Source organism: Nitrospirillum goiasense, assembly GCF_034427435.1.
Taxonomy (GTDB): Bacteria; Pseudomonadota; Alphaproteobacteria; order Azospirillales; family Azospirillaceae; genus Nitrospirillum.
Genome location: NZ_JAXQNP010000004.1, coordinates 701,756 through 727,471 on the forward strand (window position 1 = coordinate 701,756; position 25,716 = coordinate 727,471).

Below are 25,716 nucleotides of genomic sequence, written 5' to 3' on the forward strand. Positions count from 1 at the left end.
ATGTCATGATGGATAACCCGTGCGGCGGGCGCCGCGCAAACGGAAAAACGGGCGCGCCCCGCCCCCTCGCCAAAAGGGCGAAATCGGCCTGGGAAATGAGGCGCTGGAATGGTTTGGCGCGCCACATATGGGATGAGCGCCGTGCCGCAGGGGTGGCGTCCGCCTGAAAGCGCCCAGCGTTGGTAAAATGATTTGACCAAATATGGCGTCTGGTAAAATATGGCGCCGACAATTTCCCCGGCGCCCGGACCGCATACCGGAACGCGCCAGGGGCGAAACCCCCGGGAGGGATGGGCCTTTGACCGCCGCCATGCCATCGACCTTCACAGCCCCGGCCACGCCGGCGACCGGGGCCAAGCCGGACACGGTCTATTTCTTCGGCACCTGCCTGGTGGACATGCTGTATCCGGAAGCCGGGCTGGCCGGCATGGATTTGCTGCGCCACGCCGGCGTGCGCGTCATCTTCCCCGAGGGGCAGAGCTGCTGCGGCCAGCCGGCGCGCAACTCCGGTTACCTGGAGGAGGCACGCGAGGTGGCGCGGGCGCAGTTGGATGCCTTCCCCGGGGACATTCCCATCGTCGTGCCCTCCGGCTCCTGCGCCGGCATGATGAAGACCCACTACCCCCATTTGTTCGAGGGCGACCCCGACCAGCCGCGCGCCATCGCCTTCGCCGCCCGCGTGCATGAGCTGACCGCCTTCCTGGTCAACGTGCTGGGCGTCAAACTGGAGGACAAGGGCGCGCCGGTGACCGTCACCTGGCACCCCTCCTGCCATTCCCTGCGCGAGATGGGCGTGGTGGAGGAACCCAAGGCCCTGCTGCGCCAACTGGCCAACGTCACCCTGGTGGAGAACAAACGGGAGCGGGAGTGCTGCGGCTTCGGCGGCACCTTCGCCGTGCGCCAGACGGCCGTGTCCACCGCCATGGTGTCGGACAAGCTGGCCAGCGTCCGGGAGACGGGCGCGGGCACCCTGCTGTCGGGCGACTGCGGCTGCCTCATGAACATCGGCGGCCATGCGGAGAAGGTGGGCGACGGCACCCGCTGCCGCCACATCGCCGAGTTCCTGATGGAGCGCTGTCATGCTCAGTGAGAAGGGGGCGCCTGATGGAGAGCACCACGGCCCCCGCTTTGCCGAGCGCGCGCCCGATGCCTTGAACAACCCGCAACTGCGCCGCAACTTCCGCCGGGCCATGGACGGCCTGATGGCCAAGCGCGCCGCCCAGTTCCCCGACCCCGCCTATTGGGCGGAGCTGCGGGCGCGCGGGGCGGCGGTGAAGGCCCGCGCCCTGGCCAAGCTGCCGGAGCTGCTGGAACGCCTTGAGGCGAACCTGACCGCCAACGGCGTCCAGGTGCACTGGGCGGAGACGACGGAGGAGGCCAACGCCATCGTCCTGGGCATCCTGCAGCAGGCCGGCGCCCGCACCGTCATCAAGGGCAAGTCCATGGTGTCGGAGGAGATGCACCTGAACGCTCATCTGGAGCGGCACGGCATCGAGGCGGTGGAATCCGACCTGGGCGAATACATCATCCAGTTGGCGGGGGAGACACCGTCCCACATCGTCATGCCCTGCATCCACAAGAACAAGGCCGAGATTTCGGACCTGTTCGCGGAGAAGATTCCGGACCAGCCCCATACCGATGACGTGGATGAACTGACCGCCGCCGCCCGCCGGGTGCTGCGGGAGCGCTTCGCCAACGCCGACGCCGGCATTTCCGGCGTCAACTTCGCGGTGGCCGAGACGGGCACCCTGGTGCTGATCGAGAATGAGGGCAACGGCCGCCTGTCCACCACCCTGCCGCCGCTGCACATCGCCGTGACCGGCATCGAGAAGGTGGTGGAGTTCCTGGACGACGTCCCGCCCCTGCTGGCCCTGCTGACCCGGTCCGCCACCGGCCAGCCCATCACCACCTATGTCAACATGATCAGCGGCCCCCGGAAGACGTGGGAGAAGGACGGGCCCACGGCCGTCCATCTGGTGCTGCTGGATGCGGGGCGCAGCCGCGTCTATCAGGATGTGGAGCTGGCGGACACGCTGCGCTGCATCCGCTGTGCGGCCTGCATGAACCATTGCCCGGTCTATACCCGCGTCGGCGGCCATACCTACAACGCCATTTACCCCGGCCCCATCGGCAAGATCCTGACGCCGCAGTTGCAGGGCCTGGACGCCGCCGGCGACCAGCCGCACGCCTCCACCCTGTGCAACGCCTGCGCCGAGGTCTGCCCGGTCAAGATCCCCATCCCCGACCTGCTGGTGCGCCTGCGCCGCGAGGCGGTGCGGCCGACGGAGACGCCGGCCACCCACCTGCCCGTGGTCAAGGACGGCGGGGCGGAGCGGTCGTGGAAGGAAAGCCTGGTCTGGGCCGGTTGGCGCCTGGTCTACACCAGGCCGCTGCTGTACCGCATGGTCACCCGCGCCCTGGCCTGGGGCGGCAACTGGGTGCCGGCCAGCGCCCCGCTGATGCGCGACTGGACCAAGGCGCGGGCCAGGCCCCGCTTCAAGCCGCGCACCCTGCACGACCTGGCGCGGGAGCGCGGTTACCCCAATCGCTTGGAATTGGATGAGGTGCCGAAATGAACGCCCGCGCCAATATCCTGGGCCGCCTGAAGGCCGCCCCCGGCCGGCCGGGCCCCGACCTGCCGCCGTGGACGCCGCCCAGCTATGCGGACAAGCTGGCCCGCTTCCGCCAGATGGCGGAGGCCAACCACGCCGAAATCCATGACGTCACCGCGTCCAACTGGCCGGAGCGGCTGGCCAGCATCCTGAACAACCGCGGCCTGCGCAGTCTCATGATCGCCCCCGGCACGCCCCGGGGCGACGCGCTGCTGCAGGCGGCGGCCCAGGGCGTGCCCCTGCCGCCGCTGGTGCCCTATGACCGCGCGGTGGAGGCGTTGAAGGACGCCCTGGTGCACCAGGTGGACGCCGGCCTGACCGGCACGCGCGGCGCCATCGCCGAGACGGGCACCCTGATCCTGTGGCCCACGGCGCAGGAGCCGCGCCTGCTGTCGCTGCTGCCGCCCCTGCACATCGCCGTGCTGGAGGAGGACGCGCTGCACGACACGCTGGCGGCGGCGGTTCGGGACCAGGGCTGGGCGGCGGCGGGCATGCCCACCAATGCCCTGTTGATTTCCGGGCCGTCCAAGACCTCCGATATCGAGCAGACGCTGGCCTACGGGGTCCATGGCCCCAAGGAACTGATCATCCTGTTGGTGAAAAAAGGGGAGTGAGCGGCCATGCCGGACAGCATCCTGAACCCCGCCGCGGCCCCCGCCGCCATCCGTGATTACGACGCCCTGCGGGCCGAGCTGGCGAACGTGGTGCCGGCGGACCGGCTGATCACCGACCCGCTGCGCCGCCTGGCCTATGGCACGGACGCCAGCTTCTACCGCTTGGTGCCCAAGCTGGTGGTGCGGGTGGACAGCGAGGCGGAGGTGAGCCAGGTGCTGGCCGCTTGCCGCCGGCACAACACGCCCGTCACCTTCCGCGCCGCCGGCACCTCCCTCTCCGGCCAGGCCATCACCGACAGCCTGCTGATGGTGCTGGGCGACGGCTGGCACCGCTCGGTCATCAATGACGACGGCAGCGTCATCAAGGTGCAGCCCGGCATCATCGGGGCGGAGGTCAACCGCCGCCTGGCGCCCTATGGCCGCAAGATCGGGCCGGACCCGGCCTCCATCGAGAGCTGCAAGATCGGCGGCATCGCCGCCAACAACTCCTCGGGCATGTGCTGCGGCACGCACGAGAACACCTACAAGACCATGCTGTCGCTGCGCTTCATGCTGGCCGACGGCACCCTGGTCGACACCGGCGACCCGGCCAGCGTGGCCGCCTTCCGTGTCAGCCATGCCGACCTGCTGGCCAAGCTGGACGCCATGGGCCAGCGGGTGCGGGATGACGAGGCGCTGGCCAACCGCATCCGGCGCAAGTTCGCCATCAAGAACACCACCGGCTACAGCCTGAACGCCCTGGTGGATTACCAGGACCCGGTCGACATCCTGGCCCACCTGCTGATCGGGTCGGAGGGGACGCTCGGCTTCATCGCGGAGGTGACCTACCGCACCGTGCCGGAACTGGCCGACAAGGCCAGCGCCCTGCTGCTGTTCCCCGACATCGTGGAGGCCGGGCGCGCCGCCTGCCTGCTGAACGGTGGCCCGGTGGCGGCGGTGGAGCTGATGGACCGCGCCAGCTTGCGCAGCGCCAAGGGCCAGCCGGGATTGCCGCCCGAGATCGACAGCATGGGGGAGGACGTGGCCTCCCTGCTGGTCGAGACCCGCGCCGTCAGCCCGGAGGCGCTGCGCCAGAACATCGCTGCCATCGGCGACCTGCTCGCCGGCGTCACCCTGCTGCGGCCCCCGGCCTTCACCACCGACCCGGCGGAATACGCCAAGCTGTGGAAGATCCGGAAGGGCCTGATCCCCACCATCGGCGCCATGCGCCAGACCGGCACCAGCGTCATCATCGAGGACGTGGCCTTCCGCATCGAGGACCTGGCCGACGCCTGCCGCGACATGCGGATGCTGTTCGACAAGCACGGCTATCCCGACGCCATCCTCATGGGCCACGCCCTGGCCGGCAACCTGCACTTCGTCTTCGCCCAGGACTTCAGCACCGAGGCGGAGATCGAGCGCCACGCCCGCTTCATGGACGAGATGGTCCATATCGTGGTGGAGAAGTACGACGGCTCGCTGAAGGCGGAGCACGGCACCGGCCGCAACATGGCCCCCTTCGTGGAGCTGGAGTGGGGCCAGGCGGCCACGGCGCTGATGTGGGAGATCAAGCGCCTGCTGGACCCGGCCGACCTGCTGAACCCCGGCGTGCTGCTGAACACCAACCCGCGCCTGCACCTGGAGAACCTGAAGCCCCTGCCCCCGGCGCACATCATCGTCGACACCTGCATGGAATGCGGCTTTTGCGAGAAGATGTGCCCGTCCCACGGCATGACGCTGAGCCCGCGCCAGCGCATCACCGGCCTGCGGGAGATCGCGCGCCTGGCCGCCCTGGGTGACCCGGCGACGGAGTTGAAGGACCTCTACGACCACCACGCCATCGACACCTGCGCCGCCTGCGGCCTGTGCGCCACCGCCTGCCCGGTGGGCATCGAGACCGGGCAGATGACCAAGGCCCTGCGCGCCCGCCGCCATGGCCAGACCGCGCGCACCCTGGCCGGGGTGATGGCCCGCCATTTCGGCACAGTGCTGGCCGCCACGCGCGGCGCCCTGAACCTGGCTGCCTTCGCCGCCCAGGCCGTGGGTCCCCGGAAGGTGGCCAGCCTGGCGGCCTATGCCCGCAAACTGTCGGGCGACCGCCTGCCCCATGTCGGCCCCAACCTGCCGGAGGGGGCCAGCATGGCCTGGCTGAAGGACCTGCCCCCGGCCAATGCCGCAGGCGAGCCCGTCGTTTACCTGGCCGCCTGCGCCGGCCGCACCTTCGGCCCGGCGGTGGAGGATGCGGAGACCGATCCCCTGCCCGCCGTCACCCTGCGCGTGCTGGAGCGCGCGGGCTTCCGCGCCATCGTGCCGGACAAGCTGCCCAGCCTGTGCTGCGGCCTGGCCTTCGAGTCCGAAGGCATGACCGAGGCGGCGGACGCCAAGGCGGCGGAGATGGAGGCGGCGCTGCGGATCGCCAGCGACAACGGCCGCATCCCCATCGTCATGGACGCCAGCGCCTGCACCCAGCGCATGAAGACCTACCTGGCCGGCCGCCTGCCGGTGAAGGATTTGGTGGAGTTCCTGGCCCAGGACGCCCTGCCCCGCCTGACGCCCACGCCGCAGGCGGAGCCGGTGCTGCTGCACCTCAACTGCGCCGCCCGCAAGATGGGCATAGACCCGCAGGCGGCGGCGGTGGCCAAGGCCTGCGCCACCCAGGTGGTGGTGCCGGAGCGGGTGGGCTGCTGCGGCTTCGCCGGCGACAAGGGCTTCCATGAGCCGGAGCTGAACGACCACGCCCTGCGCTTCCTGGCGCCCCAGGTGCCGGCGGGCTGCGTCGCCGGCTATTCCAGCAACCGGACCTGCGAGATCGGCCTGGCCGACCATGCCGGCGTGCCCTATCGCCATCTGGTCTACCTGGTCGACAGGGCCACGCGCTGACGGGCCCCAATGGGCCGCTGAAGGGCTTATGTCCGGGCGAGACCTTACGCGCCGTTGACGGCGGCGGCGCCGCCGCCTACCCATATCGGGCGTCGGCAACACAGTGCGTCAAAATCCACGCGCGGGCCGGTCAACGGCCGCGCATGATCGAGAGACCTCAGGGGAGAGTGACCATGACGGCACGGGTTACGGCCGGGCATCTTCAGGTGGCGCAGGAACTGTTCGACTTCGTGGAGAACGAGGTCCTGCCCGGCACCGGATTGTCGGTGGAAACGTTCTGGCAGGGGGTGGACACCCTGGCGCATGAGCTGACGCCGGTGAATCGCGACCTGCTGGCCAAGCGCGACGCCATCCAGCAGCAGATCGACGAGTGGCATCGCGGCCAGAAGGGCCGGCCCTTCGACGGTGCGGCCTATCGCGCCTTCCTGTCCGCCATCGGCTACATCCAGCCGGAGGGGCCGGACTTCAGCGTCAGCACCGCCAACGTGGACGCGGAGATCGCCACCATCGCCGGCCCGCAGCTGGTGGTGCCGGTGATGAACGCGCGCTATGCCCTGAACGCCGCCAACGCGCGCTGGGGCAGCCTGTACGATGCGCTCTACGGCACCGACGCCCTGCCCGAGGATGACGGGGCGGAGCGGGGCCGCGGCTACAACCCCATCCGCGGCGCCAAGGTCATCGCCTTCGGCCGCACCTTCCTGGACCAGTCCTTCCCCCTGGCCCAGGGCTCCCACCGCGACGCCACCGGCTATGCCATCATGGACGGCGCCCTGGCCGTGACGCTGGAGGGCGGCGCCCAGACCGGCCTGGCCGACCCCAGCCGCCTGTCCGGCTGGCAGGGCGACGCCGCCGCCCCCACCGTCATCCTGCTGTGCCGGCATGGCCTGCATGCCGAAATCCACATCGATGCCGGCCACCGCATCGGGCGCGAGGACAAGGCCCACGTGGCCGACATCGTCCTTGAGTCCGCCATCACCGCCATCATGGATTGCGAGGATTCGGTGGCGGCGGTGGATGCCGCCGACAAGGTGCTGGCCTACCGCAACTGGCTGGGCCTGATGAACGGCACCCTGACCGCCCAGTTCGAGAAGGGCGGCCAGACGGTGGACCGCCACCTGAACCCGGACCGCGTCTACACCGCCCCCGGCGGCCAGACCCTGACCCTGCCGGGCCGCAGCCTGATGCTGGTGCGCAACGTCGGCCACCTGATGACCTCGGACGCCGTGCTGCTGGCCGACGGGAGCAACATCCCCGAGGGCATCCTGGATGCCGTCCTGACCAGCACCATCGCCCTGCACGACCTGCGGCGCGACGGCGTGGGCGAGACCCCGGCCGTGCGCAACAGCCGCGCCGGCAGCGTCTATATCGTGAAGCCCAAGATGCACGGGCCCGAGGAGGTGGCGTTCGCCAACCGCCTGTTCGGCGCGGTGGAGCAGATGCTGGGCCTGCCGGCCAACACCCTGAAGATGGGCATCATGGATGAGGAGCGGCGCACCACCGTCAACCTCAAGGAATGCATCCGCGCCGCCCAGCACCGGGTGGTGTTCATCAACACGGGATTCCTGGACCGCACCGGCGACGAGATCCACACCTCGATGGAAGCCGGCCCCATGGTGCGCAAGAACGACATCAAGGGCACCGCCTGGATCAAGGCCTATGAGGACTGGAACGTCGACACGGGCCTGGCCTGCGGCCTGAAGGGCCGGGCGCAGATCGGCAAGGGCATGTGGGCCATGCCCGACCGGATGGCGGACATGCTGGCCACCAAGATCGCCCACCCCCAGGCCGGCGCCAACACCGCCTGGGTCCCGTCCCCCACCGCCGCCACGCTGCACGCCCTGCACTACCACACCGTGGACGTGGCCGCCCGTCAGGCCGTGCTGGCCGGCCACCGCCGCGCCAAGCTGGAGGACATCCTCACGCCCCCACTGGCCCAGGGCACGAACTGGTCGGAGGATGAGATCCAGCAGGAACTGGACAATAACGCCCAGGGCATCCTGGGCTATGTCGTCCGCTGGGTGGACCAGGGCGTGGGCTGTTCCAAGGTGCCGGACATCAACAACATCGGCCTGATGGAAGACCGCGCCACCCTGCGCATCAGCAGCCAGCACATCGCCAACTGGCTGCACCACGGCATCTGCACCAAAGACCAGGTGCGGGCGACCCTGGAGCGCATGGCCGCCGTGGTCGACCAGCAGAACGCCGGCGACCCCGCCTACACCCCCATGGCCCCCCACTACGCCCAGAGCATCGCCTTCCAGGCCGCCTGCGACCTGGTGTTCGACGGCGTGCGCCAGCCCAACGGCTACACCGAGCCGGTGCTCCACCGCCGCCGCGCGGAGGCGAAGGCGCGGCAGGCGGGGGCTTAGGGGCTGGGGTTGGATTTGGAGTGAGGTTTGAGAGGGGGCGGAGCCGCGAGGTTCCGCCCCTTTTTTGGAGCTGGGGGCCCAGGTTCTTATAAAATGTTAGCTACACCCATACTTACTAATATCGCCAGGAAAATTAGCAGCCATTTAGAGATTCACGACAATCTACGTGCCCTGTTGTAAAGATTGACGACGCTTCGCCGAGCGCCTGAATGCTTAAGTCCAAGACCGCGCCGAAATAGCTCTGGAACCTCGTAAGGTGGCTTTTCCCCAAAAATGATGCCATGGCGAATAAGTGCAGAGACCTCTTGTGGATTCAGCCCCAGCTGACTGATTACCTCTTCGGTGAGAGGTACAGAGAGTTCATCAGCCTGCAATTTGAACTTAGCAAAAACAGGCTTGAGCTCGCCAATCTCTTCTTCTGTCTCGTTAACTTTGGCACTGCTTGTTGAATCGACAGCGGTACGCAGAGAGCGGGGAATCAAAAGGCGGCTTTTATAAGTTGCAAGTTCTTCAGTGTCGGGTTCGACTTTCGCTGCGTTAGCAAGCAGGCGAACCAAGTCGCGGGGCACTAGCCTCCCACGAAGATCGGATAGCACCGCCACGATCCATGTCGCGGTATATGCTTCTCGAGTCCGGCGACCCAGTACATCATCCGGACCGAGCTTGGTTCCCCAAAGCGGCTCAAGCTTAGTGGCCCGCTCAGCCGAAGACAATATATGGAACTGGTCGGACCATAAGCTGGGGATTGCTCCGGACTGTGCAGCAAGCCATGCTGCAAGCTCAAGCACATCGTCTTCGGTCCAAGTCAACGCGAACGGCGTATATTCACGGCGAAACTGGTCAAGATTTTGACGCACTGCTGCTTCCACAGTATCGCGCCTAACGAAAATTAGGAGGCCGATTGGACGGCGCGGCTCGGATCTTAGCTTCTGCGGTAAAGAAATAAGCAGTGCACGCATCGCCAGCTCAACGCCCGGATCACTTACCGCCGTGTAGAGTTCCTCAAGTCCTTCAAAAATCGCCACAATGGACTTTCCACGCCCTCGGAGTTCCTCAAATAATTCCTCACCCGCCCCTGCTTCACTTTTCTTGAATCCCAAGCTCCAAGCAATTATATCCAACCAAACTGAAACCCAGGCACTCTCGCCAAGACCTGCAGCAAGTTTTTCTTTGAGGAAGGCCGTCGTGTCGTAAATATTTAACGGCTCCTGAAAACCCAAGGCACTACCAGCTTCCTGCCGCGCTTCATTTGCTTCGCGTAGAAATGATTCGCTAGATTGGATAGATGCGACAATTGGAATAACTTGTGCGGAAATAGCATCGTGCTCACCGATCAAATCGGCGACGACTGCACTCCACTCTTTCTTTGATACAATAAAACGCGCCGCCAGCGTTTTTCCCGTGCCCTTGGCGCCTTCAGCGATTGCAATTGGCACTTCGGACTTATAGCGGGACGCAAGCGCGCCCAAAGGCTGGGTAACGAGGGGGCGAGGCACTTTACCCTGGACATTTTCGGCTGCGATCAGTTGGTTTGCAAATGCCCCAAGCGCGTGGCGGCCCTCTCCATTTGGCGGCGTCGAAACCGGCGAAGGCTTGCCTCGCCCCTCGCGGGACAACTCTGTTGCAAGGAACTTGTCGCTACCATCGGCAAGCGCACGCATGAAGCCACTATTCCGTAACTGATCAATAAATTCACGCCAACCGCCAGTTGGCACTTGCATGTCCGGAAGCTCTGGGACATCAACCTGAATGAATGGCTCAATCTCTGGAACGCTCGCGTAAATATCCTCACTCGCGCTTATTTCGTCGGATACATCGACTACCAGTGAATTGACGAGCTCCGCAGCCAGTGGCTCCGTGAGTTTTTTGTCCATCCCAGTTTGACGGAAGATAAGTGGAACGCGGTTGACCACGAGTAAAGATCGTTGCGGAACCGCCCCTGCACGGCGGAATTCTCGCGCCAAGAATCCGGCAAATCCGGAGGTCGCTCGAATTGACTGTTCGGATAGGCTGGTAACAATAATTGGCGAAACGTCGGGATCCATAGCGAGGTTCACACCAATTGGCACAAGCCCTGCGCGAACATCCACGACAACGCCAGCCGCGCCCAATTGTTCAGCCACGCTTGATAAGAGATCCGCGAGAGCAAACGGACGTTCTGGGGTCGATAGATGCTCAGGACGGACTGAGGAACTAGCGAGCTCGGAAATATCGCGCCTTAAAGGCAGTACAAATATGTTGCCAGGCACATGATGATCACGCAGACGTTCAGCAACAAAACGTATAGTTGCCGGTGCACCATCTGCATCTTCAGCATGCGCCAAAGTAATTAGATCTTCGAGTGAGATTTTCGGCCTTCCGGCAAACGCCTCAAAGAGGTAGCTGATCCCAGGTGCCTCGAGATCAGCGTCAACGAGCAAGATCGGCCGCTTCACAGTTTCTGCCCAGTGAAGCGCAAACGCGACTGCAGTAGTCGTTCTTCCGGTTCCCCCTTTAACGCTTAAGGCGGCTACGATGGGAATACCACGTTTGCTTCGCCGGGGTGGCGGTTGCCGAAAATCAATGACACCATCGACGATGCCGAACGGTTGGCGAACACCATGAGGGGGGTGACCAACTTCTACCTCGACGGGGAGGACAGCGCTAGCCATCCCGCCCTCAAGTTCTATTCTCAGCGGGTCCCGCTTCACACGCGAGGGGAAGAGATGCTCGAGCGCTTTGGCAATATCACCAGGCTCAGGCGCGGAATCAGCTTCGAGCAGCAGTCCAAACCAGCCTACACGCGCGGCGGTTACCACTGGAGGAAACGGCGAACCGCCCGGCACAATTGCAGCCAGCCGCCGCGCAACGTCCAGCCAAGTTAATGGCGACTGATTGGGGATGCTCATCGATTGTTCCTACACCATTCAACGATGGATGTTAGCCACTCGCACACTGCGTTGGTATCATGGATTTTCTCGCCATAGCGCCATGCCTCGTGCAAGATCGTTACGTCACCCGATGAACCCGTACGACTAACCGTGATAAGAGGGTGGGGTTTAATGGTCATACGCGAAATGTTGAGAGCATGTATTAAACTACGAAGATCATGCCCATAGCTGCGCGCAGACTTTGCACCACCGCGAACTTCGCTGGTATTTTTTAAATTATTTTGCAGCATATACGCTGCCTTGAGGCCACATTCCGCAGCATAAAAAAGCAGCAACGCCGCAGACTCGATATCGTATGGCCGTGCGCGTTCGGCGGATGCAAAAAGCTGATCAGAGCGGCGACGCAGCGTCAGGGCAGGCGGGTTGATCAAGTTAGCACCAGAACAATTTTCACCTGTAATTTGATCATTGAAAGAAGGTTGTCAAGCTCAGCGGGCACGTAGTCGACGCTATCCACTTTAGGCACCTGCGCAGACTTTTACATCTACTCAGATACCACAGGACGGCATTTAGTGTCTGAAAATTAAGTAATTTTCTCTCGCCATGCGAGCCTTAGAACTAGGCCGCCCCCCCCAACCTTGTCCCCCAGACAATCCCGCCCTTGCCCCAGCCGTCTGGCGCTCGTATCGAACCAGGAGCCCCTGTCCACGGAGAGCCCCCATGGCCGAGATCGACACCCGCCCCATGACCGTCAGCCCCGTCACCCTGATGGGGGCCGTGGTGCGGTTGGAGCCGTTGAGCCAGGATCATCTGCCGGGGCTGATCGCGGTGGGGTTGGACCCGGTGCTGTGGCGCTGGGTGCCGACGCAGGTGACGACGCCCGATGAAATGCGGGCCTATGTCCACACGGCGCTGGAGGAGCGGGACCGGCATGTCAGCCTGCCCTTCGCCATCGTGCACCGGGCCAGCGGCCAGGTCATCGGCAGCACGCGCTATGGCAACATCGACCGCGCCAACCGGCGGGTGGAGATCGGGTGGACCTGGGTGGCGCGGTCGCACCAGCGCACCGGCGCCAACACCGATGCCAAGCGCCTGCTGCTGACCCACGCCTTTGAGGTGCTGGGCGTCCACCGGGTGGAGTTGAAAACCGACGCGCTGAACCAGCAGTCCCGCGCCGCCATCGCCCGCATCGGCGCCACGCAGGAAGGCATCTTCCGGTCCCACGTCGTGGTGCCGGCCCGCGTGGGGCCGGAGGGTGAGGCCCTGCCCGCCCGCCTGCGCGACAGCGTCTATTTCTCCATCATCGCGGCCGAGTGGCCGGCGGTGAAGGACCGGCTGGCGCGGCTGGCCCAGCCCTGAGCCTTCCCAACCTGAGCCTTCCCAGCCCGAGCCCTCCCAACCTTAGCCCTCCCAACCTGGGACTTCCCCACCCTGGGCGTCCTCAACCTTGCTTGGCCCTGACCGGCCCTGGCCAGTCCCATCGGGGCCAACACCGCCGCGCGCCCTTGCCAGGGAAGCCGGTCGGGACACCGCGCGCCATCGCACCCGTCGCAATAGTCGGGCGCCGCCTGTACGCGGCCTGTATGACTCGCGACCGTCCATGACAGCGGGCGCGATAAAGAAATGCATGGGAAATATTTAGCGGTCTTGCGCGTATTAAACGAGATGCGAATACCGCATTTCCCTTCCCTACGCGAGTATACCGTTAACCAATGATGAACCGCGTGAATTAATGGTGCGGATGGCCTTTTCCAGCCAAGACAACGGCCCGGCGCCTGACCAGTACCAAGCGCCGGAAACAGCCGCCGGCCAGGGACTTAGCGGGCCGGGCCCTGAAATTATTCATGCGCGCGGCCGTGAGATTGTGTTAAATTCTGATGCTGTCGCCGAAACTTTTTCATATTTCGGCGCGCCATACTCTTAAAGTAAATAATCCACGGTCTTGGCAGACGGATAATGACAGGGTAAGCGAACCCGGTAACAGCGACGCAGCGTGACGTACCCCTACCCCACTGGCCCTTAGCCCATTGGTTTATCCCCGCTGGCCCACCAGCAGCTCCTGGCGCCACCGGTGCCGCGGAACGACGACCCGACGATGACCGATCTGCTCTCGCTCATTCTCATCCTGACCATCCTGAACGGGGTCGCCTCGGCCCTGATCTGGACCGCCTATCGCCATCTGGCGGGGGTGCGCACCATCGCGTTCAGCTTCATGATGGGCGGGTGCGCGGCCGTGCTGGGGCTGTTCTATCGTCCGGGGCCGGGTTTCCTGGCCGGCATGACCGGCTATGTGCCCAACACGCTGGTGTTCGGGTCGCTGGGCCTGTGCCTGAACGGCGTCATGATTTTCCTGGGGGAACGGCCGCGCAAATGGCTGCTGGGGTTCTGCGTCGGCTTCCCCCTGCTGTACTGGCCGCTGTCCTTGTACCTGTGGCCGGACTCGGGCGCCCCCCGGTCCGCCATCAACGCCTTCACCACCCTGATCGCCTTCACCTCGGTGATGCCGGCGCTGTGGCGCGCGCGGGGGGATTGCGCCTGGCTGCGCTGGACCTTGCTGCCCGTGCTGGTCCTGCATGTGGTGATCCAGGGCGGCTGGTCCCTCCACCGCCTGGACCAGTGGCTGTCGGGCACCGCCGACCCCACCATGTTCTATCCCTGGACCGTGGTGGAAACGGCCGTGGCCCATCACCTGTGGTTCGTCTGCTTCCTGATCATGCTGGGGGCGCGGCTGCAGAGCAACGTGACCCAGCGCAACCAGGAACTGGCGCACGAGGTCGACACCCGCCGCCATCTGGAGCAGCAGCTGGCGGCGACGCTGGCGGCGGAACGCCAGATCCATGCCGAGCACCGGCAGTTGCTGGACGTGGTGGTGCACGAGATCCGCACCCCCCTGGCCGGCATCGACCGCGCGGCGGAGATGCTGCAGGTGCTGCCCGGCAGCGTGCCGGAACCGGCGCGCCGGCGCCTGGGCGCCATCCGCGACGGCGTGCACCGCGTGACCGGCCTGGTGGAACGCATCATGGCCAGCGAGCGCGAGGGCCACATGGCGGCCCAGCCGCAGCCCATCGAGTGGATGCACAGCGTGCAGACCGTGATCCAGGGCCTGAGCCACCTGAACGCCGGGCGGGTGACGGTGGTTCCGCCGGCCAGCCCCATCCTGTTCATGGCCGATCCGGGCATGCTGATCGCCGTGCTGCGCAACCTGATCGAAAACGCCCTGAAGTATTCACCGGAGGGCGCGCCCGTGACGGTGGAGGCGGGGGAGGACACGGCCAACGTGGTCATCCGCGTCACCGACCGGGGCATCGGCATCCCGGAAATGGAGCGCCAGTCCATCGGGCGCCGTTTCTACCGGGCGTCCAACGCCAACAACCACCCCGGCAATGGCCTGGGCCTGTTCATCGTCCGCCGCTTCCTGACGGAGATGGGCGGAACGCTGAGCCACACCGGCGGCCCCAACGGCGTCGGCACCGTGGCGACGGTCGTGCTGCCCCTGCGGCCGGCCCAATGGGAAGACCCGGATTACGGGCGGGAGAAGCATCATGCATAGCGTTCTGGTCGTCGAGGATGATGAGGGCCCGCGCGCCGACCTGGTCGATTACCTGGCGCTGAAGGAGTTCCAGGTCACGGGCGCGGGCACCGCCGCCGCCGCCCGGGCCGTGCTGGACCAGGCGGCACGGGACGGGGCCCTGCCCTCGGTCATCGTGCTGGACCTGGGCCTGCCGGACGGCCACGGCTTCGACTTCGCGCGCGAGGTGCGGCAGCGCCACGGCCTGGCCTGCGGCATCATCATGCTGACCGGGTTCAGCAGCGTGGACGACAAGGTGGAGGGGCTGGCCAGCGGCGCGGACATCTATCTGGTCAAGCATGCCAGCCTGCGCGAGATCGAGGCCAACATCCGCAGCCTGCTGCGTCGCGTCGAGGAGCCCGCCGCCGGCGTCCCCGCCGCCGTCCCCCGCCCCCGCCAGCCGCCCCCGACTGGCACCTGGACACCACCACTTGGCGCCTGACCAGCCCGCAGGGCGCCACGACGCAGCTGACCGCGACGGAATACGCCTGCGTGGCCAAGCTGATGGGCAACCGCGGCGCGGTGACCCCCCGCGCCGACCTGATCGCCGCCCTGGACCGGCCGTCCATGCGCTATAACGACCGCAACCTGGACGGCCTGATCAGCCGCGTGCGGCGCAAGGTCCTTCAGTCCGTGGGGGAGGAACTGCCGGTCAGCGTCATCTACGGCGTCGGCTACACCTTCCGCCCCGCCACGGGCGCCGCCGCCGGGCTGGCCACAGGCACCGCAACCGGCCCCGCCGCTGGCGACGCGACGGCGTCGCCCTGAAGGGCGCGCGCCCTCCATCCACAACCAAGGTGATGCTTGCGCTGACGCGCCGTCGCGCCTAAGGGTGTGGGGCGTGAGCACATGCAGCATGACAGCCATGCACCGCCATTGCGGCGGTCGCGCGGCCGCCGGCAATTTACGCGATTGACCGGAGCGTTATTCCCCTTGTTTACTGCTGTTACAGTGTTGTTAATAAAATAACACACCGAAATAACGTGCAATTCGGCATTTGCAAGAAGAGCCCGCAGGGGCCCACGCCGAAGAAGAAGGGGGAGTTGCGAAGGATGAAGGCTCCATTCGTCCGCGCCGTCATGGGCGGCATCATGATCGGCGGCGCGCTGCCGGGGGGCATGGCCCTGGCCGAGGGGCCGGCGCCGGAGGGCGGCGGCATTCCCGAGATCATCGTCACCGCCCAGCGCCGCGAGCAGTCGGTGCAGGAGGTGGGCCTGTCCGTGTCCGTGCTGTCGGCGGCGGACCTGGCCGCCCACCACGTCACCTCGGTCAACGATTTGCAGAGGATGACGCCGGGGCTGGAGGTCACCAACGCCTTCGGCGGCGGCCAGCCGCAGTTCCGCATCCGGGGCGTCGGCTTCAACGACTATGCCTCCAACAACACGCCCACCGTGGGCGTCTATGTCGATGAGGTCGCCTACCCCCTGCCCATCATGACCCAGGGCCTGGTCTATGACGTGGACCGGGTGGAGGTGCTGCGCGGGCCGCAGGGCGTGCTGTACGGCCGCAACACCACCGGCGGCGCCATTAACATCCTGACCGCCAACCCCACCGACACCGCCCACGCCGGCATCACCGCCGACTATGGCAGCTACGACGCCGCCAAGGTCGAGGCCTACGTCTCCGGCCCCGTCAGCGACACGGTGAAGGTGCGCCTGTCAGCCATGACGCAGCAGGGCGGCGCCTGGCAGACCAACCGCGTGACCGGCCAGGATCTGGGCAACGCCAACCGCACCGCCGTGCGGGCCAAGATCGCCTGGGCGGCCACGCCGGACACGGACGCGACGCTGAACCTGCATTACGGCCGCGACCTGTCGGACGGCAGCGGCGGCTATCTCTTCAACCCCGTCGTCCAGCCGGGCGTGGGCACGCTGCCGGCCGACACCGACCCGTCGAAGACGGGGTGGAGCCTGTCGCCCGCCTTCGCCAAGGTCATCGGCGCCGACCCCAACGCCAAGCCCTTCCGCAACAACACCAGCGGCGGCGCCGACCTGACGGTGGTGCATCGCTTCGAGGACGTGACGCTGACCAGCATCACGGCGTGGGAGGCGTTGAACCGCAAGGAGTTCAACGATTGGGACGCGACCGCCTACCACGACGCGGATGAGTATTTCAACAGCCGCGCCCAGGACGTGTCGCAGGAGGTGCGGCTGGCCTCCAGCGGAACGGGCCGGCTGCAATGGGTGGGCGGCCTCTATTACGCGCACGAGACGCTGCGCGAGGCCTTCCTGTCCGACTTCACGGACGTCTATGGCTTCATCGCCAACACCCGCTATGCCCAGACAGCGGAATCCATCAGCGGCTTCGGCCAGGCCGACTACGCCGTCACCGACCGGCTGAAGCTGGTCCTGGGCCTGCGGGAGGAGCATGAGGACCGCACCTTGCGGACCTTCAGCACCACCACCCTCCCGGAGACCGGCCTCGGGGTGGCCGTGGACAAGGTGCCCACCGGCTTCACCCAGACCACGGGCAAGGCGGGGGTGGAGTTCAAGCTGGACGACGCGGCGCTGCTCTACGCCAACGTCAGCCGGGGGGTGAAGTCCGGCGGCTTCACCGCCTACAACACCCTGGCGCTGAGCGGCCTGGCCCCCTTCCGGCCAGAGGTGCTGTGGGCCTATGAGGCGGGCGTGAAGTCCGACCTGGCCGACCACACCGTGCGCCTGAACGCGTCGGCCTATTACTACGACTATCATAACCAGCAGGTGCAGTCGGTCATCATCGACCCCACCTTCGGCGCCATCGGCAAGATCGTGAACGCCCCCCGGTCGGAGATTTACGGCGCCGAGCTGGAGGTGCAGTGGGCCCCGGCCCACACCGGCCTGCGCGTCACCCAGGCGCTGGGCCTGTCGCATGGCGAGTTCACGGAATTCAACGCCGTGAACACGGCGGCCTCGCTGGCCACCTGCTATCCCTGCCGCGCCGTCTACACCGACCAGGCGGGCGGGGATTTGGGCTTCCCCCGCATCACCTACAACGGCGGCGCCAGCTATGACTGGGCGCTGTCGGGCTATACAGTGACGGCGGAGGCGGATTACAGCTATCGCAGCAGCGAACGCTCGCTGCTGGGCAGCCGCTACAACGTCGCGGGCTATTGGCTGGTGAACGCCGCCGTCACCCTGGCGCCGGAGCGGGGGCCGTGGACGGCCACCCTCTACGGTCAGAACATCCTGGACCGCCGTTATGACCTGCTGCGCAACTTCTTCACCAACGCCGACATCGCCATCCCCGGCCGCCCGGCCACCTGGGGCATCCGCCTGAGCTACCAGTACTGAACCGTCACCGCAGCCGGGACCGAAACCGCCATGGACGAAGATTTCCTGGGCAACCCCATCACGACGGACGGCGCGCACAGCGCCGGCCTGATCGACGATTTCGTCGGCGGCCTGCTGTCCTACGAAACGCGGGCCGTGAACCTGCTGGCCGTGGCGGATGAGGCGGTGGACCTGCCTCTGGTGCAGACCTATGCCGGCATGCTGTGGATGTTCCTGGAATCCACCGACGGCCCCGGCCGCGCCGCCCCCTATGTCGGCCGCGCCCTGGCCGCCGCCCGCCACGGCACGCGTCGGGAGCGCTTGAACGCCGCGATGCTGGAGGCCTGGTGGCGCGACGACATCCCCGGCGCCCTGGCGCTGGGCGACCAGATCGCGGAGGAGTTTCCCCGCGACCTGGCGGCGGTGAAGGTCCACCAGTACCTGAACTTCAACCGTGGCCAGTCGCCGGACATGGTGCGCATCGGGTTGAAGGTCCTGCCCCGCGCCGGCGACGTCGCCTATCTGCATGGCATGCTGGCCTTCGGCTATGAGCAATGCCACCTGCTGGATGAGGCGGAGGCGGCGGCCCGCCGGGCCATCACCCTGAAGCGCAAGGAGCCCTGGGCCCACCACGCCCTGGCCCATGTCATGCTGACGCGCGGTGAGATCGACCAGGGGGCGGCCTTCCTGCGCGGCGTTCACGACAGCTGGACCGACCTCAACTCCTTCATGTCCACGCACCTGTGGTGGCACTACGCCCTGTTCCTGCTGAGCCAGGGGCGGGAGGCGGAGGCGCTGGCCACCTATGACGCCCGGGTGTGGGGCGTCGACAAGGGCTATTCCCAGGACCAGGCGGGGGCGGTGCAACTGCTGAGCCGGCTGGAACTGGCCGGCGTGGACGTGGGCGACCGCTGGACCGACCTGGCCGATCACCTGGCCGCCCGCGCCACCGACACGGCCCAGCCCTTCCTGGCGCTGTTGTACCTGATGGGCTTGGCGCGGGCCGGGCGGGCGGAGGCCGACACCTTGCTGGCCGCCATCCGCGCCCAGGCCGACAGCGCCCCCGATCATAGCCGTGAAACCTGGACGGACGTCGCCGTTCCCGCCGCCGAAGGGCTGGCCGCCTATTACCGGGGCGATGGCCGCGCGGCGGTGCGCCGCCTGGGCCCCGTGCTGCCCCGCCTGGTGGAGATCGGCGGCAGCCACGCCCAACGCGACCTGTTCGAGCAGGTGGTGCTGGACGCCTATCTCAAGGACCGTCGCTGGACGCCGGCGCAGCAGATGCTGGAACTGCGCCGGGGCCATGACCCCGAGGGCGTGCCCGTGAACCGCGCCCTGGCCCAGGTCTACGACGCGCTGGGCCTGCCCAGCCTGGCGCAACAGGCGGCGTCACGGGCGCGCGGCACGGCCGACGCGCACCGCCACGACACCCCACTCTTGTCCGCGTAATACAATGGCTTGGCCGACCATCCTCAAGCATCTGATCAAGTCCGTGGTGATCCTGGCCGCCCTGGCCGTGGCGCCCCTGGCCGCCGCGCGCGATAGCGTGACCCTAGGCCTGCAACTGGAGCCGCCCGGCCTGGACCCGACGGCGGAGGCCTCCGCCGCCATTCCGGCCGTGGTCTTCCCCACCGTGTTCGAGGGCCTGGTGCACCTGGGCGTGGGCGGCACGGTGGCGCCCTTGCTGGCCACCGACTGGACGGTGGCACCGGACGGCCTGACCTACACCTTCCACCTGCGGCCCGGCGTCCGCTTCCAGGACGGGACTGGTTTCGATGCCGAAACGGTCAAGTTCTCGCTGGAGCGCGCCATCGCCCCCGCCAGCACCAACCCGCAGAAGGTGGCGCTGTCGCACATCGACCATGTGGAGGTGGTCGACGCGCTGACCGCCGCCATCCACCTGAAGGCGCCGTACGGCAGCCTGTTGCAGGTGCTGGGCTGGCCGGCCGCCGTCATGGTCTCACCCGCCAGCGCCGCCGGCAACGTCACCCACCCGGTGGGCACCGGCCCCTATGCCGTGGCGGCGTGGCAGCGCGGCAACGCTGTCACCCTGGCGCGCAATCCGGCCTACTGGGGCCCCGCGCCCCACTTGGCCAGCGTCATCTATCGCTTCATCGCCGACCCGGCGGCGGCCACGGCGGCGCTGAAGGCCGGCGACATCCAGGGCTTCCCCGCCTTCCCCGCGCCGGAAGCCATCACCGCGCTGAAGGCCGATCCCCGCTTCACCGTCGACGTCGCCCCGTCGGAGGGGGAGACGCTGCTGGCCCTGAACAACAAGCGCCCGCCCTTTGACAATGTGCTGGTGCGCCGCGCCCTGTCGCACGCCATCGACCGGCAGGCCGTCATCCAAGGCGCCATGTTCGGCTATGGCGCCGCCATCGGCAGCCATTACCCGCCGCAGAACCCCGGCTATGTCGACCTGACGGGCCTTTACCTCCACGACGTGGCCAAGGCCAAGGCCCTGCTGGCGGAGGCGGGCTACCCCCACGGCTTCACCGCCACCCTGCGCGTCCTGCCCCTGCCCTACGCCAAGCGCGCGGCCGAGATCATCGCCGCCCAGTTGGCGGAGGCGGGGGTGACCGTGGTGCTGGAGGATGTGGAATGGGCCACCTGGATTTCCCAGGTCTATGGCCGCCACGACTATGACATGACCATCGTCGCCCATGTCGAGCCCATGGATTACGACATCTATGGCCGCGACGATTATTATTTCGGCTATTCCAATCCCGCCTACAAGGCGCTGCTGGCCACACTGGACGCCACGGTGGACGAGACGCGGCGCCTGGCCGTGCTGGGCGACATCCAGCGCACCCTGGCCAACGACGCGGTCAACGTCTTCCTGTTCGAATACCCCTATTTCGGGGTGTGGGACACCCGCCTGCGGGACATCTGGCTGCCCACCCCGGTGCAGTTGGTGGACCTGGCGACGGCGCGGTTCGACCAGGCCGGGCCGGGAGGGGCCACCGGCGGCCTGTCCGGCGCGGGCGGCATCGCCTGGCTGCTGGGCCTGGCGGCGGCGGGCGCGGTCGCCCTGGCCGCGGCCAAGGCCGGCCCACGCTATGTCGCCGGCCGCCTGGCCGTTCTGCTGCTGACGGCGCTGGCCGCCAGCCTGGGCATCTTCCTGGTGCTGCAGGTCATCCCCGGCGACCCCGCCCGGGTGATGATGGGCATGAGCGCCGACCCCGCGGCCCTGGCCGCCCTGCGCCACCAGATGGGATTGGACCTGCCGGCGCCGCAGCGCTATCTGGCCTGGCTGGCCGGTCTGGCGCGGGGCGACTTCGGCCTCAGCTACACCTACCGGGTCGATGTCGGTACGCTGATGGCGGAGCGTCTGGCCGTGACCCTGCCCCTGACGCTGTACGCCGTGGCGCTGTCCACCGGGCTGGCCGTCGTCCTGGGCGTGACGGCGGCGCTGGCCGCCGTGCGGGGGCGGCGGGGAAAACTGGTAAAGGGCAACGTGGTGGACGCCCTGCTGGGCGGCATCGCGCAACTGCTGATCGCCGTGCCCAACTTCTGGGCCGGCACGGTGCTGGCCCTGGTCTTCGCCGCCGGCCTGCACTGGTTCGCCGCCGGGGGCTTCCCCGGCTGGGACGCCGGGTTCTGGCCAGCGCTGAAGGCCCTGACCCTGCCGGCGGTGGCCCTGGCCGCCCCCCAGGCGGGCATTCTGGCCCGGGTGCTGCGGGGCGAGTTGGTGGACCAGATGGGCCAGGATTACATCCGCACCGCCCGCGCCAAGGGCCTGAGCCTGCGCCAGGCCCTGCTGCGCCACGCCCTGCCCAACGCGTGCGTGCCGGCGCTGACCATCCTGGGCATGCAGTTCTCCTTCCTGCTGGCGGGGGGCGTGATCATCGAGAACGTATTCTTCCTGCCGGGCCTGGGCCGCCTGGTGTTCCAGGCGGTGGCCCAACGCGACCTGATCGTGGTGCAGGGCGTCACCGTCAGCCTGGTGTTCGCCGTCGTCATCGTCACCTTCCTGGTCGATCTCGCCAACGCCGCGGTGGACCCGCGCCTGACCGGGGGGCGCCGCCCATGACCGTCATGATCACGGTGGAGGCCGCGACCGACGGCCGCCGGCATAGCGCGGCCCTGGTCGCCGGCCTGGTGTTGAGCGGCCTGGTGGTGGGCGCCGCCCTGCTGTCCCTGGCCTGGACACCCTACGATCCCACGGCGATCAACGTCGCCGGCCGCCTGGCGGCGCCGTCGGGCGCGCACTGGTTCGGCACCGACGCCTATGGCCGCGACGTCTTCTCCCAGGTGCTGGCCGGCGCGCAAAGCGCCCTGGCCGTCGCCCTGGCCGCCGTTGGGGTGGGCCTGGGCTGCGGCGTCCCGCTGGGCCTGCTGGCGGCCGGGCGGCGGGGATGGGTGGAGGAAGTGGCGATGCGCGGCAGCGACATCGTCTTCGCCTTCCCCGCCCTGATCACCGCCGTGCTGATCGCCGCCCTGTGCGGTCCGGGGGCGATCGACGCCATCGCCGCCATCGGCCTGTTCAACATCCCCGTCTTCGCCAAGGTCACCCGGGCGGCGGCGCTGGGCGTCTGGGCGCGCGACTACACCCTGGCCGCGCGCCTGGCCGGGAAGGGCGCCAGCCGCATCTCGCTGGACCATGTGCTGCCCAACATCGCCGGGCTGCTGCTGGTCCAGGCGACCATCCAGTTGTCGCTGGGCATCATCGCCGATGCCGGACTGTCCTTCGTCGGGCTGGGCACCCAAGCGCCCCGGCCCAGTTGGGGGCGCATGCTGGCGGACAGCCAAACCCTGGCCGACCTGGCGCCCTGGCTGGTGCTGTGCCCCGGCCTGGGCGTGGTGGCCGCCGTCCTGGGCTTCAACCTGCTGGGCGAGGGCCTGCGGGCCCACCTCAATCCCAGGCGGGGGGCCTAAGCCATGGCCCTGCTGGACATCCGCGATTTCAGCCTGTCGGTCGATGGTCGCCCGCTTCTCAACGCCATGTCGCTGACGGTGGACCAGGGCCAGATCGTGGCCCTGGTGGGGGCCTCGGGCTCCGGCAAGTCCATGACCGCCCTGTCGGTGCTGGGCCTGACGCCGGCCGGTGCCCGGCCGCAGGGCAGCATCCACCTGGATGGCCGGGACCTGACGGCGCTGACGGACAATCAGATGGATGCCGTGCGCGGCCGCGACGTCGGCCTGGTGTTCCAGGAGCCCATGACCGCCCTGAACCCCGTGCTGTCCATCGGCGCCCAGGTGGCAGAAACAGTGCGCGTGCACGGCAGCACCAGCCGGGCGGAGGCGGCGCGCGTGGCGGACCTGACACTAGCCCGCGTCGGCCTGCCCAACGAGCGCTTCCCCCGCAGCCGGCGCCCTCATGAACTGTCCGGCGGGCAGCGTCAGCGCGTCGCCATCGCCGCCGCCCTGGCCGCCAAGCCCAAGCTGCTGATCGCCGATGAACCCACCACCGCCCTGGACGTCACCACCCAGGCCCGCATCCTGGACCTGCTGGTCGATCTGGTCCGTCAGGATGGCCTGGGCCTGCTGCTGATCAGCCACGACCTGGCCCTGGTGTCCCGCGTGGCGGACCGGGTGGTGGTCATGCAGGACGGCGCGGTGGTGGAATCAGGTCCCCCCAGCGTCATCCTGCGGTCACCAGAGCATGCCTACACCCGCCGCCTGCTGGCGGCGGCGATGCCGCTGAGGCAGCGACCGGACACGCCCCCCGCCCCGGTTCAGCCCCCGCTGCTAACCGCCCAGGACATCGTCCGTGATTATACCCTGCCCCGCCCCACCTTGTGGGCCAAGCCGGGCACGCTGCGCGCGGTCGACCGGGTCAGCCTGGCCGTCCACCGGGGCGAAAGCGTCGGCATCGTGGGCGAGTCCGGGTCCGGCAAGTCCACCCTGCTGCGCACCCTGCTGGCCGCGGACCGGCCCCAGGCCGGCACGGTGCGCCTGCTGGACCAGGACTGGTCGGCGGCCAGCGAGGGCGCCCGCCGCCCCCTGCGCCGCCATGTGCAGATGGTTTTCCAGGACCCGGTGGGCAGCTTCGACCCGCGCTGGCGGGTGGAGCGGCTGGTGGCCGAGCCCCTGGCCCTGCTGGACGCGCCGCTGTCGCCCGCCCTGCGGCGCAGCCGGGTCGAGGAACTGCTGACCCAGGTGGGTTTGGCGCCGGCGGATGCCGACCGCTACCCCCATGAATTCTCCGGCGGCCAGCGCCAGCGCATCGCCATCGCCCGCGCCTTGGCGGTGCAGCCCGACCTGATCGCCCTCGATGAGGCGACGTCGGCGCTGGACATGCTGACCCGGGCCCAGATCCTGGACCTGCTGGCCGACCTGTCGCGGCGCCTGGGCCTGGCCTATCTGGTGGTATCCCACGACCTGGCGGTGGTGCGGGCCCTGACCGACCGCCTGCTGGTCATGCAGGACGGCCGCATTGTCGAGGAAGGGCCAACCGTCCAAGTCCTGAGCCAGCCGCGCCACCCCTATACCGCCAGCCTGGTGGCGGCCACGCCCACCCTGGCGGCTCAGGTCGCCTGATGGCCATCCTCGCCCGTTTGACCATCCCCGGCATGGAACACCGCGCGGGCGATGGCGCGGGCCAGGCAGTCGGCGGCGGCGGAACCGATGCGCGCCACCTGGGCCCAACGGCTGCCGGCGTCCGCCGACAAGGCAGGTCCTCGCGCCACGGCGAACACGGCGTCGCCGTCGAAGGGGGTGTGGGCCGGGCGCGCGGCGCGGGCGATACCGTCCTGCGCCATCATCGCCACCCGCTTGCACTCCGCCGTGCTGAGGTCGGCGGAGGCGGCGACCACGGCGATGGTGGTGTTGGCGCCAGCGGTGGGCTGGCGATGCACCCCCAGGCGCGACAGGTCGGGCACCGGGTCACTGGCATCCATCGGGGCCTGGGGCGTCCGGCCGCCAAACTCGCCATCAATCTCGAAAGGCCAGGCCCAATAGGTGCGGCCATCGGGCATGAAGACGGAGCCCAGGGGGTTGGCCGCCACCAGGGCGCCCACCACCAGGCCATCGCCCAGATCGATGGAGGCAGTGCCAATGCCGCCGGGGATCAGCCCCGCCATGGCGCCCCGGCCGGCCCCCACCGGCCCCTGGGCCACGTCCAGGCCCGCGGCCTCCACCGCGCATATCCCCAGGTCGCGGTAGGGCGGCGTCAGGCCCCAGTCCTTGTCGCCGCCATTGGCCAGGTCATAGAGCACGGCGGCCGGCACCAGGGGCACGGCGGGCGTGCCGGGCCGCAGGGTCAGGCCCATCCCGCGCCGCGACAGCACGGCCGCCACCCCGTCCGCCGCCGCCAAGCCGAAGACGGACCCGCCGGTCAGGACCACGGCATGGGCACGCCCCACCAGGTTCTCCGCCGCCAACATCTCGGTCTCGCGGGTGCCGGGGCCGCCGCCGCGCACGTCCACGCCGCCGGCCCAGCCAGCGGCCCCCCTGGCCCCGCCGCACAGCAGGACGGTGACGCCGCTACGCACCCGTTCATCCGTGGCGTGGCCGACCGTCAGGCCGGGGACATCGGTGATGGCGTTGCGCAAACCGGGGCGCGGTCCAGGGGCGGGCATGGTACGGTTTTCCAGCACATCGTTAACGCGGTCGCGGATAGTCCCCCTTC

The 25,716-nt window shown here is 68.0% G+C and carries 17 protein-coding genes; 14 read left to right on the plus strand and 3 right to left on the minus strand.

Annotated features, from left to right (window positions below):
- The first annotated feature begins 310 nt into the window (after positions 1–310).
- The 5 genes from ULB03_RS24890 to ULB03_RS24910 all read left to right on the plus strand — a co-directional run bounded on the left by ULB03_RS24890 (position 311) and on the right by ULB03_RS24910 (position 8,454).
- Entirely contained in the window at positions 311–1,090 is a 780-nt protein-coding gene (locus ULB03_RS24890) for a (Fe-S)-binding protein (protein WP_322486238.1), read from the plus strand.
- Positions 1,080–2,576 (plus strand): LutB/LldF family L-lactate oxidation iron-sulfur protein, encoded by a 1,497-nt coding sequence (locus tag ULB03_RS24895; protein ID WP_322485772.1) that lies wholly within the window; start codon positions 1,080–1,082, stop codon positions 2,574–2,576. The genes ULB03_RS24890 and ULB03_RS24895 overlap by 11 nt, the downstream gene beginning before the upstream one ends.
- Positions 2,573–3,226 carry a LutC/YkgG family protein gene (locus tag ULB03_RS24900; protein ID WP_322485773.1) on the plus strand — a complete coding sequence of 218 codons (654 nt, stop codon included), beginning with the start codon at positions 2,573–2,575 and terminating at the stop codon, positions 3,224–3,226. Before ULB03_RS24895 ends, ULB03_RS24900 begins: the two co-directional genes overlap by 4 nt.
- 6 nt (positions 3,227–3,232) lie before the next feature.
- The gene (locus ULB03_RS24905; RefSeq protein WP_322485774.1) at positions 3,233–6,085 is read left to right on the plus strand and encodes an FAD-binding and (Fe-S)-binding domain-containing protein; all 2,853 of its coding nucleotides are present in this window, start codon (positions 3,233–3,235) and stop codon (positions 6,083–6,085) included.
- A gap of 173 nt (positions 6,086–6,258) precedes the next feature.
- Positions 6,259–8,454, plus strand: a complete 2,196-nt coding sequence (locus tag ULB03_RS24910) for a malate synthase G (RefSeq protein WP_322485775.1) — start codon at positions 6,259–6,261, stop codon at positions 8,452–8,454.
- A gap of 152 nt (positions 8,455–8,606) precedes the next feature.
- Here ULB03_RS24910 and ULB03_RS24915 read toward each other — a convergent pair whose 3' ends face one another.
- Both ULB03_RS24915 and ULB03_RS24920 read right to left on the minus strand, forming a co-directional pair.
- On the minus strand, positions 8,607–11,342 hold the full coding sequence (locus ULB03_RS24915) for a KGGVGR-motif variant AAA ATPase (protein WP_322485776.1): 2,736 nt from the start codon (positions 11,340–11,342) through the stop codon (positions 8,607–8,609).
- Positions 11,339–11,755, minus strand: a complete 417-nt coding sequence (locus ULB03_RS24920) for a hypothetical protein (protein ID WP_322485777.1) — start codon at positions 11,753–11,755, stop codon at positions 11,339–11,341. The genes ULB03_RS24915 and ULB03_RS24920 overlap by 4 nt, the downstream gene beginning before the upstream one ends.
- Positions 11,756–12,044: 289 nt before the next feature.
- Between ULB03_RS24920 and ULB03_RS24925 the strand changes: the two genes are divergently transcribed.
- The 9 genes from ULB03_RS24925 to ULB03_RS24965 all read left to right on the plus strand — a co-directional run bounded on the left by ULB03_RS24925 (position 12,045) and on the right by ULB03_RS24965 (position 24,626).
- On the plus strand, positions 12,045–12,683 hold the full coding sequence (locus tag ULB03_RS24925) for a GNAT family N-acetyltransferase (RefSeq protein ID WP_322485778.1): 639 nt from the start codon (positions 12,045–12,047) through the stop codon (positions 12,681–12,683).
- A gap of 736 nt (positions 12,684–13,419) precedes the next feature.
- The gene (locus tag ULB03_RS24930) at positions 13,420–14,874 is read left to right on the plus strand and encodes a sensor histidine kinase (protein ID WP_322485779.1); all 1,455 of its coding nucleotides are present in this window, start codon (positions 13,420–13,422) and stop codon (positions 14,872–14,874) included.
- Positions 14,867–15,334 carry a response regulator transcription factor gene (locus ULB03_RS24935; RefSeq protein WP_322485780.1) on the plus strand — a complete coding sequence of 156 codons (468 nt, stop codon included), beginning with the start codon at positions 14,867–14,869 and terminating at the stop codon, positions 15,332–15,334. Before ULB03_RS24930 ends, ULB03_RS24935 begins: the two co-directional genes overlap by 8 nt.
- Before the next feature lie 26 nt (positions 15,335–15,360).
- Entirely contained in the window at positions 15,361–15,660 is a 300-nt protein-coding gene (locus ULB03_RS24940; protein WP_322486239.1) for a helix-turn-helix domain-containing protein, read from the plus strand.
- A gap of 284 nt (positions 15,661–15,944) precedes the next feature.
- A complete protein-coding gene (locus ULB03_RS24945) occupies positions 15,945–18,164 on the plus strand; it encodes a TonB-dependent receptor (protein WP_322485781.1) in 2,220 nt (739 codons plus the stop codon).
- 30 nt (positions 18,165–18,194) lie between these two features.
- Positions 18,195–19,592, plus strand: coding sequence for a tetratricopeptide repeat protein (locus ULB03_RS24950; protein WP_322485782.1), 1,398 nt, complete (start codon positions 18,195–18,197; stop codon positions 19,590–19,592).
- A gap of 4 nt (positions 19,593–19,596) precedes the next feature.
- Positions 19,597–22,176, plus strand: a complete 2,580-nt coding sequence (locus ULB03_RS24955) for an ABC transporter substrate-binding protein (protein ID WP_322485783.1) — start codon at positions 19,597–19,599, stop codon at positions 22,174–22,176.
- Positions 22,173–23,021 carry an ABC transporter permease gene (locus ULB03_RS24960; RefSeq protein WP_322485784.1) on the plus strand — a complete coding sequence of 283 codons (849 nt, stop codon included), beginning with the start codon at positions 22,173–22,175 and terminating at the stop codon, positions 23,019–23,021. The genes ULB03_RS24955 and ULB03_RS24960 overlap by 4 nt, the downstream gene beginning before the upstream one ends.
- Positions 23,022–23,024: 3 nt before the next feature.
- On the plus strand, positions 23,025–24,626 hold the full coding sequence (locus ULB03_RS24965) for a dipeptide ABC transporter ATP-binding protein (protein ID WP_322485785.1): 1,602 nt from the start codon (positions 23,025–23,027) through the stop codon (positions 24,624–24,626).
- On the opposite strand, the gene ULB03_RS24970 is transcribed toward ULB03_RS24965, so the two are convergent.
- The gene (locus tag ULB03_RS24970) at positions 24,614–25,666 is read right to left on the minus strand and encodes a P1 family peptidase (protein WP_322485786.1); all 1,053 of its coding nucleotides are present in this window, start codon (positions 25,664–25,666) and stop codon (positions 24,614–24,616) included. The two genes, ULB03_RS24965 and ULB03_RS24970, sit on opposite strands and share 13 nt — an antisense overlap.
- Between the last annotated feature and the right edge of the window lie 50 nt (positions 25,667–25,716).